This window comes from Pseudomonas weihenstephanensis (assembly GCF_001043055.1).
GTDB classification, from domain to species: domain Bacteria; phylum Pseudomonadota; class Gammaproteobacteria; order Pseudomonadales; family Pseudomonadaceae; genus Aquipseudomonas; species Aquipseudomonas weihenstephanensis.
The window spans coordinates 347,615-361,280 of the sequence record NZ_JYLF01000001.1 but is presented as its reverse complement, the minus strand read 5'-3'; the positions used below and the strand labels follow the sequence as shown (position 1 = coordinate 361,280).

Sequence of the window (13,666 nt, the reverse complement as noted above, 5' to 3'; positions counted from 1 at the left end):
GGCGCCTCAGCGTCAAGCTGCTTTGGACAGGTTAACGACACAGCCGTGTTGGGCCAACCCCGGCCCAGCACGGTCATGCCCGCTCCCATGCCCCAAGGGCGCTGCCAATCAAACATCGGATCAAGGTCAAACTGGGGCAAACGCAGGCGTTCAGCACGCTATGCGAACACCTGCTCACTCAACAACACCACGGCGATGACGATCATCACCGCCCCCGATACCTGACTGACTTTTTGCGCCGCGCCAGGGCGGGTCTGCAACACCGAGCGGGCTCCAAACCCGACCAGCAAGTACACCACTGCACAACTGACGGCATGCAACCCACCCAACGCAACGATTTGTGCCGGGATCGGCCATGCCGATAACGGGTCGGTGAATTGCGGCAACAAGGCCAAAAACAACAAGAACACCTTCGGGTTCAATCCGCTGACGCACAACCCTTTCCAGGCCCAGCGCGACCATGTGTCAGACACCTGAACCCGACCCGACTCAGGCACCGCCGGGTTTCTGAGCATTCCCACCCCCAGCCACAGCAAGTACAGCGAACCGGCCACGGTCAGCCCCTTGAGAATCATCGGATTACTGGCCATCAACCCGCCGACGCCCGCGGCCACTACCACCGTTGCCAGCAAGTGCCCCGAAAGCAAGCCCGCCACGGCCGGCGTCACCCAGCGCCCACGCATGCCCGCCGAAATCGCATACGCCCAATCGGCACCGGGGGTGATGATGAACAAAAATGACACCGCCCAGAAAGCGGCCAGAACACTAAGGGTCACGGGATAGATACCTTCTTGCAGCACACGTTTTTAAAAAAGTCAGGCGTATTGCTCACACCCGCACAGGTGAAAGCAGCCAGTAGAAGATTAAGCAAATGCTGCTAGGATTATCTTTCGTTTATACCTGCCTAACCCCGCCGAATTAGAAGGTTCTTCCAAGTGGATCGAATTGATCGAAAGATTCTTGCTGAGCTGCACCGTGACGGTCGGCTTTCTCTCACCGAACTGGCCGAACGCGTGGGCCTGAGCCTGTCACCGTGCCATCGCCGGGTGCGGGCACTGGAGGAGTCCGGGGTGATTCTGGGCTATCGCGCGGTGCTGGCACCCAGTGAGCTGGGGCTGAATTTTTCGGCGATGGTGTTCGTGACCTTGCGCGAAGTCACCCGCCAGGCGGTTGCCGATTTTGAAGCAGCGCTGCCTGAGATCCCGCAGATCGTGGAGGCACAACGATTGTTCGGGGATCCGGATTATTTGTTGCATGTCATCGCCAAGGACCTGCCCGCGTACCAGCAGCTCTACGATGAGCAACTGAGTGCGCTGCCTAACGTGCAGCGTCTGGTGTCAACGTTGGTGATGAAGCGGGTCATCCATGACCGCGTATTACCGCTTTAACCTATCGAGCAGCCGCCAAGGCTTGCGGGGAGAACAGGTCATCAATCGCAGCCAGGATGCAGGCCATTTCGCTGGGCGGCGCGGCGCCTTCAGGCATTGACTGCAACAGCCTGGTTTTCTTGCTCTCCCCCATTCGAGCCAGTTTTTGGTGCAGCGCCAGTAGTCGCTCAGGGGCCATGCGCTTGAAGGTGTTGAATGTCAGCTCTTGCAAGCAAGAACGCTTGAGCGCGAAGTTTTGGGCGTATGCCTCGATCGCCTCTGCGCGAATCTCCCAGCCGGTGTTGGCATAGAACATTTGGCCATACAGGCTCTTGAGCATTTCTCTGGCATGCGCTGGCAAGGGTTCAAAACGCTGTGCTTTGTTCTGCGCCGGGAAAACCGCATAGGTGGCGTTCGTACTGCCCGAATACTCCTTATCCAGACTGATCTGCGCGTAAAAGCAGGCCACCAGGGCCAGCGCAAAAATAAACGTGTTGTCCGGGTTGCGGTGCGCAGAAGGGTCGAGGGCTCCGCGCGTTTTCACATAGTGTTTTTGCACCTCTAAGGCGTGATACAGCGCCACCTCCAGGTTATGGCCTTTGAGCGGCGTGCCGAATCCGGGTTCATCCGCCAACACACCCGCATCGCCAAACCATGCTGTTAGTTCGTCTCTGAGGTCGTTGCAATTGCGCACTTCAGGGACTTCACACTTGCCATTGCGATTGAGCGCGTGCAGCAAGTCAGTACTGACCTGGGTGGCTTGATCGGCCAGCGCTGCGATACGCGCCGACTCAAGCAATGCCCGATTCCCTACCAAGTTGCACAGCAACTCCAGCGTGAGTTCACCGTCAGGTTTGTACATCCCTTCGACTGATGACTCGGCGGGTTGCTGGCCCGCTTCATCGCGCTCATCGACCTGCCAAGGCAGCGGCTGCACACCCCACACGTACAGATGAGCATCGACCTTTTGCGCCGCCTTGTCGGCCAGCCAGCCTATCCAGTCGTACGGGATCGAATCACCGTCCGCAAACCCTTTTTCGCGCCGCAACCGGGCTTCACACACCGCGTATTCCCGGTAAAACAGCTGGTCCAAAGCATAAATACTGCGAGCCAAAGCCATGTCTTCCAGCACCGGCTGAGTCTCTGACTGAGGCTCGATCTGAGTCCACTCCAGCATGGCCGCATACTGCTGACGCACCTGCGCAGGCAGTATTTCTACCAATGCCTTGTGCACCGCTTTGCGATTTTCGAGTTGGTTCCAGGCATTCTCGTCCGCGGCGTCAGGCGCGGTGGTGCTCATGTATTTGAGCGACGCCTCTTTGAGCGGCGCTACATAAAAGAAGCCATCCTTGTGCTTCCAGTGCTCCAGCGGCAGACGCGACAAGGTATGCGCACGCCATTTACGGGCGCTCTTGCCGTAGTCGACCACGCTCGTGGAAAAAGCCCCCAGCACATTTGAGGCCTCGAACAATGAGGTGCGGTTAATCAGCGCCTTGCTCTCCTGTAACGAGACCGTGAGCATGTCGGCCACGGTCGGGGCCAGGGAGTCACGGGTGCGGCTGTCTACTTTTTGAGTGTTATTCATCTGTCAGGCCTTCTAATCACCAGCAAACCACGGGGTGAAGCGCCAAGCGCGAACGCGTCTGGCGCCTGAGTGCTGTCACGCAGGCAAAAAACCTGCGGGGTCAGCGCAATCTTCACCCGCTGCGTGCCGGGCAGAATGTGCATTGAGTACGGCATGGGCTTGCTTGTTAAGCATTTCACCCGCGGCCAGGCGCCGGGTTTGGTCGAGCGACACACGCGCCATTTCAAGCGCTTGCCACTCGTCATCCGCCACTTTTTGCATCATAAACACCTGCGCCAAGGCGTGGGTATGGGCGATAGGGCCGTATTTATTGATCGAGCGCACCGCGTGGTAATGGTCATTGCACGCAGCCAGTTGCGAACGGTAGGGGGAGCCGAGGTTTTCATGATCAGACATGACGCGTTCCTTTTTAATGAGAGGTAATGACTACCCGCTCACTGTCTCGCGAACCGCCTGACAGAAAACCTTGAACATTATGAGCCACCGATCAGGGCGGCATTATTCAGGCTCAAGCGCCTTACCCGGCAAATCCCCCACTCGCTAAAAAGGCGCGCTCTTCATCGGTTGTCTCGCGCCCCAAAACCTCATTGCGATGCGGAAAACGACCAAATTTTTCAATGATGTCCGCGTGATCCTTGGCCCATTTGACGTCTTTTGGCTCGAAGTCCTGGTGCAGCTTTACCGACAACTGCTGATCGGCCCAATCTTCGGAGTGCTCGAAAGGCAAGTAGCAAAACACCCGCAAGGAGGCTTCGATCTGCTTGTCCATTCCCACCTCAATCATCTGCCGCGCATAAAAACGTGCCAGCGGATCAGTGGCGAACCAATGCTTTGGACCTGCCTGTTTCCAGAACTCAATCACGCTGTGCGCAGAAGGTTGAACGTTGCTGTCGAGGGTGATCACGCGCTATTGCTCTGGGTGTGATGAAAAACGATGCCTACACCTTAGACCGATTGTGAGGCTGCAACGGGCGTATTCAGACGTGCGCAGCCAGTCTTGACCGCGCCCTGTTCGCCCCAACGCATTCAAGCAAGACGATGCCTTGCTCAACGCGCGGGTCAAGCAATGCAAGCAGGCCGACCTCGGCGCACACTTTTTCACAAATTAGTTTGACTCCAAGGTCAAGTTATCCAGCCACCGGACGATAGCATTGCGCTATTACTCTTTGGTGCGAGCCTGTTCGCGCCGCTGTCTTACCTGCATCCCGTGTGCAGGCTGCCTTTGATTTTTAGGATCGCTGATGAACTTACGTAACATGAACATTGCCCCGCGTGCGCTGCTGGGATTCTCCCTGATCGGCACCCTGATGTTGATTTTGGGCATTTACGCCCTCGTACAAATGAACAAAATCCATCAAGTGGGACAGAGCATTGCGACCAGCGACATGCCCAGCCTGGTCGGTCTCAATAATTTCAGTTACTTCAACCAGCGCCAACGCGTACTGAGCTATCAACTGCGAGATGAGCCGGACCCAGACGCCAAGGCCCGTATATTCAGCGAGCTGCAATCACTGGAAGAAAGCACGCACAAGGCAATGGCCGATTACATTGCGCTCATCAGCAGCGCGCAAGAACAAGCCAGTTATGAGCAATTAAGCCGTGAGCAAGCGCAGTACCGCACCCTGGAAGCGCAATTGATCCAGCTGGCGCGCAACGATCAACAAGACGAATTGAAACGTCTGCAAGCCGGCCCGCTAAGTGTGGTGTCACGCAATATCAGCGCCGCCATCGAATCCATGCTGGACATCAACGCCAAACAAAGCGCTCTCGCCAATCGCCAAAGCACTGAAAATTACGCCACCACCTTCAACTTCACCGTCGCCCTGCTAATCATTGCCACGGCACTGACCATTCTGTGCGCGTGGCTGCTGACCAACAGCATCACCCGCCCCATCAGCCAAGCCTTGCAAGCAGCCGAGACCATTGCCAGTGGCGATCTGACGCGCCCGATCAACGTCGAAGGCCGTGATGAAGCCGCGCGGTTGCTGCTGGCGATGCAGAGCATGCAAAACACGCTGCGCGACACCTTGCAGCACATCGCAGGTTCCGCCACCCAACTGGCCTGCGCCGCAGAAGAGTTGAACAGCGTGACCGACGAAAGCGCCCGTGGGCTGACACAACAAAACAATGAGATTCAACAGGCCGCCACCGCCGTGACCGAAATGACCAGCGCGGTCGAAGAAGTGGCCCGCAATGCCGTGAGCACTTCCCAAGCCTCCAAAAGTGCGGCGGATTCGGCGGGTGACGGGCGCGACCTGGTGCAAGAAACCGTGACCGCCATCGAGAGCATGGGCAGCGACGTGCAAACCACCGCCGAGCTGATTGGCAATCTGGCCAAAGAGTCGCAAGACATTGGCAAAGTACTGGACGTGATTCGCGGCCTGGCCGATCAAACCAACCTGCTGGCCCTCAATGCCGCCATTGAAGCTGCGCGCGCAGGCGAAGCGGGACGCGGCTTTGCCGTCGTGGCCGATGAGGTGCGTGCCCTGGCCCACCGCACCCAGCAATCGACCAGCGAAATCGAGCACATGATCGGCAGCATTCAGGGCGGCACCGAACACGCCGTCAGCTCAATGCGCCAATGCACCGAGCGCGCCGAGTCGACCCTCAACATCGCCCGTGGCGCAGGTATCTCGCTGGAGACCATCAACGGCGCGGTGATCGAAATCAACGAGCGCAATCTGGTGATCGCCAGCGCGGCTGAAGAACAGGCACAAGTGGCCCGCGAAGTGGATCGCAACTTGATCAACATCAACGACCTGTCTGTGCAATCGGCCAGTGGCGCCAGCCAGACCAGCCTTGCCAGCAATGACTTGGCGCGTCTGGCCATCGACCTGAATGCGATGGTGGCGCGTTTTAGCCTCTAACACCCCTGCCTGTTGGAACCGACACCGTGCAGCGCTTTCCCGCAGGACAGCGCTGCATGGCAGCACAAAAGGGGACCCTCAAGCGCCACGGCATTGCGCGGGTGAAGGCGGCATAGGCTATGAGTACTTCAAGGACATGGCCCCCGAAGCGCTGAAAGTGCACACCGACCGGATCAACGCCAGTGAAGGCATGCAGGCCCCTCAGCAAGCCTGCCTGCAAGACCGTCGCGCACCTCGACTAAAAAAAATCCCCGCGCTTCTTTCGAAGGGCGGGGATCTTTTGTACTGAGGCTCTTAGTGCGCGTAAGTCAGTAACAACTCAGTCGGCACTTTGAAGTCCAAAGACATCATGACGCTCAGCGCGGTGATGGTGAAGATCGAGAACACGAACAGCTTGCGTGCCCAAACCTTGTCGTCGACCGCTTTGTAACCGGTCCACGCCATGTACAGCCAGTACATGCCCATCGCAGCCGCCACGGCCATGTAGCTCATACCGGCGTAACCGCCGAGGGTGAGCATCAGGGTCGCGATCAGGAACGCGAGGATGTAGAGCAGGATGTGCTTCTTGGCCACTTTGATCCCGCGCTTAACAGGCAACACCGGAATCGATGCGGCCAGGTAGTCGTTGAAGCGGAAGATCGCGATGGCGTAGGAATGCGGCATCTGCCACAGGCTGAACATCACCAGCAAAGTCAGTGCGGCCAGGTCGAAGCTGTTGCTCACAGCCACGTAGCCGATCACAGGCGGCATTGCACCCGACAGACTGCCAATCAGCGTGCCGTGAACCGACTTGCGCTTGAAGTACAGGCTGTACAGACCGACGTAGATCACGAAGCCGATCGCGGCAAACAATGCTGCCAGCGGGTTGGCCACGCGATACAGCAGCACTAAGCCTGCAACCCCCAGCAAGGTGGCGTAAACCAACGCCACCTTGAGGGAGATAAGGCCTTGCACCAGCACGCGGTTCTTGGTGCGGTCCATCTTGATGTCTATGTCGCGGTCGATGCAGTTGTTGAACACACAACCCGACGCAACCACCAAGGAGGTGCCGATCACCGCAGCCAGGAACAGGGCAAGATCAAAATGCCCCTTCGAGGCCAGGAAGAACCCGCCTGCCACAGAAAGCACGTTACCGAAAATGATCCCCGGTTTGGTGATTTGGATAAAGTGCTTAAAGGACATCGGGCTTACCTCACTTCGCCATCATTTCAGTGTGGATGCTGAACATGATCCACAGGGACAAGCCCACCAGCAGCACAATAACCAGGGCTGCGAACACCAGCGCTGTGACGTTATTGCGTTGTGCAGGCGAACGGTCCAGGTGCAGGAAATACACCAGGTGAACAATCACTTGAACCACAGCGAACAACAGCACGATCGCCAGGGTGGTCATTTTAGGCAGCGATGGGTACATCACCAGCCCGAACGGAATGACGGTCAGGATGACCGACAGGATGAAGCCGATTACGTAGGACTTCACGCTGCCGTGGTTCGCGCCGTCAGAATGTGCGTTAGCCATTTACAGAGTCCCCATCAGGTAAACAACGGTGAATACGCAGATCCACACCACGTCCAGGAAGTGCCAGAACAAGCTCAGGCAGCTCAGACGGGTTTTGTTGGTCGCTGTCAGGCCATTTTTCTGGACCTGATACATCATGATCGCCATCCAGATCAGACCGCTGGTCACGTGCAGACCGTGGGTACCAACCAGGGTGAAGAACCCGGACAGGAAGCCCGAACGGCTAGGGCCGTAGCCTTCAGAAATCAACATGTGGAACTCGTTGATTTCCATGCCGATGAAGCCAGCACCGCACAGGAAGGTCATGGCCAGCCAGAACAGCACCTGGCTTTTCTTGCCCTTGAACAACGCCAGCATGGCGAAGCCGTAGGTGATCGAGCTGACCAACAGCAGTGCGGTTTCACCCAGCACGTACGGCAGTTCGAAGATGTCGTGGCCCGACGGGCCACCCGCTACGTTGTTAACCAGTACCGCGTACACCGCGAAGATCGACGCAAACAAGATGCAGTCGGTCATCAGGTAGAGCCAGAAACCAAATATGGTTATCTCGCCCGAGTCGTGGTGATGGTCATCATGCCCATGGTCTTGACCATGGGCGTGTCCAGCATGGGTCGCTAAGTTCGACATGGTTTATGCCTGTTCCAACTTGGTTTCAACACGGGTAGCCGGGATCTTGCCAGCCGCTACCAGACGCTTGTGCTGCTCGGCTTCGATGCGCTCGATGGTTTCCACCGGCACCATGTAGCCTTGGTCATCACGGGCAGCGTGGATCGCGAAGTACGCGACAGTGCCAACCAGGCTGACGATCGCCAACCACCAGATGTGCCAGATCATTGCAAAACCGAACACGGTCAGCAGTGCGCCCATCACCACACCGGTAGCGGTGTTGTTTGGCATGTGGATCGGTTCGTACTTGGCCGGAGTCTGGTACGCAGTACCGTTTTCCTTGGCTTCAGTGAACGGGTCGATACCGTCGGCTTTTGGCAGCACAGCAAAGTTGTAGAACGGAGGTGGCGACGAAGTCGACCATTCCAGGGTGTGACCATTCCATGGATCGCCGAATTCGCAGGCGTTCTCTGGCTTGTTGCGGTCACGTACGCTGACGTACAGCTGGATCAACTGGCAGGCAATACCGACAGCAATCAAGGCAGCACCGAATGCAGCCACGTACAGGTAAGGCACCCACTCAGGGTTGGTGCTGGCGTTCAGACGACGGGTCATGCCCATGAAGCCCAGTGCATAGAGCGGCATGAACGCAACGAAGAAGCCAACGATCCAGAACCAGAAGGCAGCCAGGCCCCACTTCTCGTTCAGCTTAAAGCCGAACGCTTTAGGGAAGAAGAAGCTGAAGCCAGCGATGTAGCCGAATACGGCGCCGCCGATGATCACGTTGTGGAAGTGAGCAATTACAAACAGGCTGTTGTGCAGTACGAAGTCAGCACCCGGAATGGCCAGCAATACGCCAGTCATGCCGCCGATGGCGAAGGTCACCATAAAGCCCAGTGTCCACATCACCTGGCTGGTGAATTGCAGACGACCGCGGTAGATGGTGAATAGCCAGTTAAACAGCTTCACACCCGTGGGGATCGAAATCAGCATCGTCGCCAGACCGAAGAAGGCGTTGACGCTGGCACCCGAACCCATGGTGAAGAAGTGGTGCAGCCAAACCATGAAGCCCAGGATCGAGATCGCGCCACTGGCGTAGACCATCGAGTGGTGACCGAACAGACGCTTGCCAGTGAAGGTCGAGATGACTTCAGAGAAGACCCCGAACGCCGGCAGAATGAGGATGTACACCTCAGGGTGACCCCACGCCCAGAACAGGTTGACGTACATCATTGGATTGCCACCAAGTTCATTGGTGAAAATGTGGAAATCCATGTAACGGTCAAGTGTCAGCAGCGCCAAGGTAGCGGTCAGGATCGGGAACGAGGCCACGATCAGAACGTTTGCCCAGGTGCAGGTCCAGGTGAAAATCGGCATGTCCATGATTTTCATGCCTGGGGTACGCATTTTCAGCACGGTGGCCAGGAAGTTAACCCCGGTTAACGTCGTACCTAACCCCGATAACTGTAGCGCCCAGATGTAGTAATCCACACCCACGCCCGGACTGTAAGCCAGACCCGACAGCGGCGGATACGCAACCCAACCGGTCTTGGCAAACTCGCCGACGCCCAGCGACAGGTTGACCAGTACCACGCCCGACACCAGGAGCCAGAAGCTCAGGGAGTTCAGGAACGGATAGGCAACGTCACGTGCGCCGATTTGCAGCGGCACTGCAAGGTTCATCAGGCCGGTGAAGAATGGCATCGCCATGAAGATGATCATGATCACACCGTGGGCGGTGAAGATCTGGTCATAGTGTTCAGGCGGCAGGTAGCCCGGCGAACCTTCGGTAGCCATCGCCAACTGGGTACGCATCATGACGGCGTCGGCAAAACCGCGCAGCAACATGACCATGGCGACGATGATGTACATCACGCCAATCTTCTTGTGGTCGACTGACGTTAGCCATTCGGTCCACAGGTAGGTCCACTTTTTGTAGTACGTGAGTGCTGCAACCAACGCCAGACCACCGAGCAGAATCATAGCGACGGTGACCATCACTATCGGCTCGTGGAACGGTATGGCGTCCAGACTTAATTTACCAAACATCGTTTACTCCTCTGCCCCGGCAGCTGAATGCGAACTGGTGTCCAAACCTTCGGTCCCGGCCACTTCTTTCTTCTCGTGGTTTACCGGCTTGCCTGGTTTCATGCCTTCATACTTGTCGATGATGGTCTGGAACAGGTTCGGTGCGTACGAGGAGTAGAGCTCAACGGGATTGTTCTGACTCGGCTTGGTCAAGGCTGCGTATTCAGCTGTATCAAGCTGTTTAGGTGACGCTTTGACTTCACTTACCCACGCATCGAAATCTGCTTGGGAAGTCGCGATTGCTTTGAATTTCATGCCGGTGAAGCCCGCACCGCTGTAGTTGGCAGAGATGCCATCCAGCTCGGCGTTCTTGTTGGCAATCAAATGCAGCTTGGTCGTCATACCGGCCATGGCGTAGATCTGGCCGCCCAGGCCCGGGATGAAGAACGAGTTCATGACCGTGTCAGAGGTGATACGGAAATTAACCGGTGTGTTGGCCGGGAACACGATCTTGTTGACGGTCGCAATACCCTGGTCCGGGTAGATAAACAGCCACTTCCAATCCATTGCCACCACTTCGATGGTGACTGGCTTGACGTCAGACTGAATCGGACGGTAAGGGTCCAGTGCGTGGGTCGACTTATAGGTGATCACGCCCAGGGCGATGATGATCAAAATCGGCACGGTCCAGATCACAACTTCGATCTTGGTGGAGTGCGACCATTTCGGTGCGTAAGTGGCGTTTTTGTTCGACGCGCGATACTTCCACGCGAAAATGATGGTCATCAGGATGACCGGAACCACGACCAAGAGCATCAGCAATGTTGCAGTGATGATCAGATTCTTCTCATCGATGCCGACCTGCCCCACCGGATCGAGCAACGTCATATTGCAGCCTCCCAGCAACAACATGCCGAAAAGTGGCAATAAGCCAAAGAGTCTGGGGTACCTTTTTTTAGTCATCTCACGACCTCTAAAACAGCTTGCATAATGCAGTTGGTTTTATGCGCCAACACTTCACCCTGCCAAGGGTTGGCATTTTTCCGATTGAATAAGGGCCTGCTTCATCGCTGTAAGGCGAGTGGGCAAATCCTGGGTTAGCAGTGATTTCTTATTCGATACGTGGTCAAAGGCCTTGTCACAGACCAATTCCATTTGGTGCGGAACTTAGAAGGGTTGCCAGTACCTTGGGAGTCGCATGGGTAGCCTGTCACTCACTGCCCAGACGACCTTCAACTTCCCGCTTGGGCTCAGGGATGAGCAGGCTGGACGTTCAGTGCGGGCGATTGTAGTTAGGTAGCTCTCTATAAACCATGTCTCATCCAGAAATAATTATTCTCGGCTCCGGTAACAATCCCACACTATTATTACGCCCCGCGTTTATACCCGCCCCCCGACGCACCTGTAGCACCCCCTTGCCGCCCCTTAAAAATCGCCCCTTTTTAGCGCACCTGCGCGCGCGTCCCAGTGCCTCAAAACGCCCAAAGAAAAAGGGTTCCAGGGGTTTTTCATCAGGCCAGGCCCCAGCGATTTCAACCCCGACATCAGCGTCAAAACGCCTCACTCCCCCTAAAACAGATGAGACGTTTCAGCCGTGTATTGTGAAATAAAAACATGCCTTGTGACAATTTATCCGTGACAATATGTCGCAGTGTCGCAACCCCCTTCACTGCGCCGCATCACATTCCCTTCACATTTTTCATAGACGAAAAAAAGCCCCGCACTTCGGGAGAAGGACGAGGCGGCTATACCCTGATTTAGTGATTCAGGCGGATTTGTTCCGGTTGCGGTAAATACCCAGCGGAACCAGTACGGCGGTCAGCACAAACGCCACCAGCGCCCATTGTGCCAACGACAGGCCGAGCACCGGCGGGTACGGCGTTGAGCAGAAGCCATCAACCTGAAAGCCCAGCGGGAAGATCGCCGCCAGCGGCAGGCCATCCACAATCGGTTGCAAGGCATCCAGACCGCAGCTCACCGCCGGATTGGCCAAAATATACACATGGCGCCCCGCCGCAACGATGCCACCGATGGCACTCAGCACCACCAACCCTTCAAACACCGTCATGCTGCGTGTGGTGCGCATGGCGGCGCCAACAAAAGCAAAGAGCGCGATCAGCAGCAGTGCATAACGTTGCAGGATGCACAGCGGGCAAGGCGCCTCACCGAGCACGATCTGCATATACAGCGCCCCGCCAATGAGCGCCAGGCAGATCAGCCCCAGCAAGACCAGAAAGCGCTTCTCGCGCCCCAGTCGCATCATGTCATCCGTCATACCGCTTCCCTTTGCCTGATTTTCGAATGGCCATACAGCCGAATAAAGCGCGCAGTTTACACCCAGACCCTAAGTGTGGATGCACGGCAACTGTAGGAGGGGATTTAACTGCGAGTCAGATTAAAGCGCGATTAACAAAAAGCCCGCAGCCATCGCCGAATGCGACCGCTGCGGGCTTACGCGCCAATCAGATGCACTCACCCAAAGGGCTTACTCCAGCGCAGCCGCCGGGCCGAAGAACTCGTAACGGCTCTGTTTTTCCGGCACACCCAAGGCTTTGAGCTGACGCTTGATCGCGCCCATGAAGCCTTTAGGCCCCAGGAAATAGGCGTCTACATCACGATCCTCGGGCAGCCACTTTTCCAGTACCTCAGCGCTGAGCATGCCCACATGGTCTACCGCAGGGCCTTGCCCGTCGTGTTCGGCGTAGCAGTAAAAACGTTGCAATTGCGGGAACTGCTCGGCCAGTTCATCCACCCAACCCCGAAACGCATGCACCTGGGCATTGCGCGCGCAGTGAATAAAGTGGATCGCACGCTGGGTCGCCAGTGCCGCTTCCAGCATGGGCAAGGTCGGGGTGATACCGACACCGCCACTGATCAACACCAGCGGTTTGTCGCTGGCCGTCAGGGTGAACTCACCTGCGGGCGGGAACAACTCAACAATGTCACCCACTTGCAGGCGGTCGTGCAGGAAGTTCGACACCACCCCACCCGCCTCGCGTTTGACGCTGATACGGTAGCGGCCGACCTGCGCCAGCGCCGACAGCGAATAGTTGCGACGCGCTTCGACCCCGTCGATGTCCAATTTGATGCCGATGTACTGCCCGGCCTCAAACTCAAGGATCGGTTGCTTGTCCACCGGGCGGAAATAAAACGATGTGATTTCCGCGCTCTCCTGAATGCGGGCGGCGAGCTTGAACTCACGACCGCCACGCCAGCCGCCCGGCGCTGCAGCTTTCTGGTCGTAGATCGCCGCTTCGGCGCCTATCAAGATATCGGCCAATTGACCGTACGCAGCCCCCCAGGCCGCCAACACCTCGGGCGTAGCAATATCACTGCCCAGCACTTCTTCGATAGCACGCAGCAAGCAGGTGCCGACAATCGGGTAATGCTCCGGCAGGATTTGCAGGGCCACGTGCTTGTTAATGATCTTGGCCACCAGATCGCCCAACTGGTCGAGTTGGTCGATGTGGCGTGCATACATCAGCACGCCATTGGCCAACGCACGTGGCTGATCACCGCTGGCCTGGTTCGCCTGATTGAACAGCGGGCGCACCTCGGGGTATTCAGACAGCATCAAACGGTAAAAATGGGTAATCAGCGCTTCACCGCCGCTTTCCAGCAGCGGCACAGTGGATTTGACGATGGCACGATCCTGAGCAGTAAGCATAAAGTTGACTCCTGAGCACGTAGGCAT

12 protein-coding genes and 2 pseudogenes are annotated in these 13,666 nt (G+C 56.9%); 3 read left to right on the top strand and 11 right to left on the bottom strand.

Annotated elements, in window-relative coordinates; translation table 11 throughout:
* Positions 1 to 158 precede the first annotated feature (158 nt).
* Positions 159 to 776 (bottom strand): LysE family translocator, encoded by a 618-nt coding sequence (locus TU86_RS01780; RefSeq protein ID WP_048362588.1) that lies wholly within the window; start codon positions 774 to 776, stop codon positions 159 to 161.
* Positions 777 to 935: 159 nt separating this feature from the next.
* Between TU86_RS01780 and TU86_RS01775 the strand changes: the two genes are divergently transcribed.
* Positions 936 to 1,388, top strand: a complete 453-nt coding sequence (locus tag TU86_RS01775) for an Lrp/AsnC family transcriptional regulator (protein ID WP_048362587.1) — start codon at positions 936 to 938, stop codon at positions 1,386 to 1,388.
* 1 nt (position 1,389) lies between these two features.
* Here TU86_RS01775 and TU86_RS01770 read toward each other — a convergent pair whose 3' ends face one another.
* The 3 genes and pseudogenes from TU86_RS01770 to TU86_RS01760 all read right to left on the bottom strand — a co-directional run.
* A complete protein-coding gene (locus TU86_RS01770) occupies positions 1,390 to 2,952 on the bottom strand; it encodes a hypothetical protein (RefSeq protein WP_048362586.1) in 1,563 nt (520 codons plus the stop codon).
* A gap of 75 nt (positions 2,953 to 3,027) precedes the next feature.
* Positions 3,028 to 3,348, bottom strand: a complete 321-nt coding sequence (locus TU86_RS01765) for a hypothetical protein (protein ID WP_048362585.1) — start codon at positions 3,346 to 3,348, stop codon at positions 3,028 to 3,030.
* Positions 3,349 to 3,469: 121 nt separating this feature from the next.
* Positions 3,470 to 3,790, bottom strand: a pseudogene (locus TU86_RS01760) (DUF924 family protein); the annotation flags it as partial.
* 403 nt (positions 3,791 to 4,193) lie between these two features.
* On the opposite strand from TU86_RS01760, the pseudogene TU86_RS23600 reads away from it, so the two are divergent.
* Together TU86_RS23600 and TU86_RS01755 are read left to right on the top strand one after the other, a co-directional pair.
* Positions 4,194 to 4,688 (top strand): annotated as a pseudogene (locus TU86_RS23600) (MCP four helix bundle domain-containing protein); the annotation flags it as partial.
* On the top strand, positions 4,689 to 5,819 hold the full coding sequence (locus TU86_RS01755) for a methyl-accepting chemotaxis protein (protein WP_420850381.1): 1,131 nt from the start codon (positions 4,689 to 4,691) through the stop codon (positions 5,817 to 5,819).
* Positions 5,820 to 6,113: 294 nt separating this feature from the next.
* Here the strand turns inward: TU86_RS01755 and cyoE are convergent, their stop codons facing one another.
* From cyoE to hmpA, 7 genes are all read right to left on the bottom strand, one after another.
* Positions 6,114 to 7,001: a heme o synthase gene (gene cyoE / locus TU86_RS01750; protein WP_047273811.1), complete on the bottom strand. Its 888-nt coding sequence runs from the start codon at positions 6,999 to 7,001 to the stop codon at positions 6,114 to 6,116.
* 10 nt (positions 7,002 to 7,011) lie between these two features.
* Positions 7,012 to 7,338: a cytochrome o ubiquinol oxidase subunit IV gene (gene cyoD, locus TU86_RS01745; RefSeq protein WP_048362582.1), complete on the bottom strand. Its 327-nt coding sequence runs from the start codon at positions 7,336 to 7,338 to the stop codon at positions 7,012 to 7,014.
* On the bottom strand, positions 7,339 to 7,965 hold the full coding sequence (locus TU86_RS01740; protein WP_048362581.1) for a cytochrome o ubiquinol oxidase subunit III: 627 nt from the start codon (positions 7,963 to 7,965) through the stop codon (positions 7,339 to 7,341). It abuts the gene before it with no gap.
* A 3-nt stretch (positions 7,966 to 7,968) separates the two neighbouring features.
* Positions 7,969 to 9,993 carry a cytochrome o ubiquinol oxidase subunit I gene (gene cyoB, locus TU86_RS01735; protein WP_048362580.1) on the bottom strand — a complete coding sequence of 675 codons (2,025 nt, stop codon included), beginning with the start codon at positions 9,991 to 9,993 and terminating at the stop codon, positions 7,969 to 7,971.
* A gap of 3 nt (positions 9,994 to 9,996) precedes the next feature.
* Entirely contained in the window at positions 9,997 to 10,935 is a 939-nt protein-coding gene (gene cyoA / locus TU86_RS01730; protein ID WP_048362579.1) for a ubiquinol oxidase subunit II, read from the bottom strand.
* Positions 10,936 to 11,737: 802 nt separating this feature from the next.
* The gene (locus tag TU86_RS01725) at positions 11,738 to 12,247 is read right to left on the bottom strand and encodes a disulfide bond formation protein B (RefSeq protein ID WP_048362578.1); all 510 of its coding nucleotides are present in this window, start codon (positions 12,245 to 12,247) and stop codon (positions 11,738 to 11,740) included.
* Between the two features lie 210 nt (positions 12,248 to 12,457).
* Positions 12,458 to 13,639 carry an NO-inducible flavohemoprotein gene (gene hmpA, locus TU86_RS01720; RefSeq protein WP_048362577.1) on the bottom strand — a complete coding sequence of 394 codons (1,182 nt, stop codon included), beginning with the start codon at positions 13,637 to 13,639 and terminating at the stop codon, positions 12,458 to 12,460.
* Positions 13,640 to 13,666: the final 27 nt, after the last annotated feature.

Excerpts from the sequence above, each read along its gene's own strand:
- cyoE (WP_047273811.1), bottom strand. The coding sequence starts at position 7,001 with ATGTCCTTTAAGCACTTTATCCAAATCACCAAACCGGGGATCATTTTC.
- hmpA (WP_048362577.1), bottom strand. The coding sequence starts at position 13,639 with ATGCTTACTGCTCAGGATCGTGCCATCGTCAAATCCACTGTGCCGCTG.
- cyoD (WP_048362582.1), bottom strand. The coding sequence starts at position 7,338 with ATGGCTAACGCACATTCTGACGGCGCGAACCACGGCAGCGTGAAGTCC.
- TU86_RS01755 (WP_420850381.1), top strand. The coding sequence starts at position 4,689 with ATGCTGGACATCAACGCCAAACAAAGCGCTCTCGCCAATCGCCAAAGC.
- TU86_RS01765 (WP_048362585.1), bottom strand. The coding sequence starts at position 3,348 with ATGTCTGATCATGAAAACCTCGGCTCCCCCTACCGTTCGCAACTGGCT.
- TU86_RS01740 (WP_048362581.1), bottom strand. The coding sequence starts at position 7,965 with ATGTCGAACTTAGCGACCCATGCTGGACACGCCCATGGTCAAGACCAT.
- cyoA (WP_048362579.1), bottom strand. The coding sequence starts at position 10,935 with ATGACTAAAAAAAGGTACCCCAGACTCTTTGGCTTATTGCCACTTTTC.
- TU86_RS01725 (WP_048362578.1), bottom strand. The coding sequence starts at position 12,247 with ATGACGGATGACATGATGCGACTGGGGCGCGAGAAGCGCTTTCTGGTC.
- TU86_RS01770 (WP_048362586.1), bottom strand. The coding sequence starts at position 2,952 with ATGAATAACACTCAAAAAGTAGACAGCCGCACCCGTGACTCCCTGGCC.
- cyoB (WP_048362580.1), bottom strand. The coding sequence starts at position 9,993 with ATGTTTGGTAAATTAAGTCTGGACGCCATACCGTTCCACGAGCCGATA.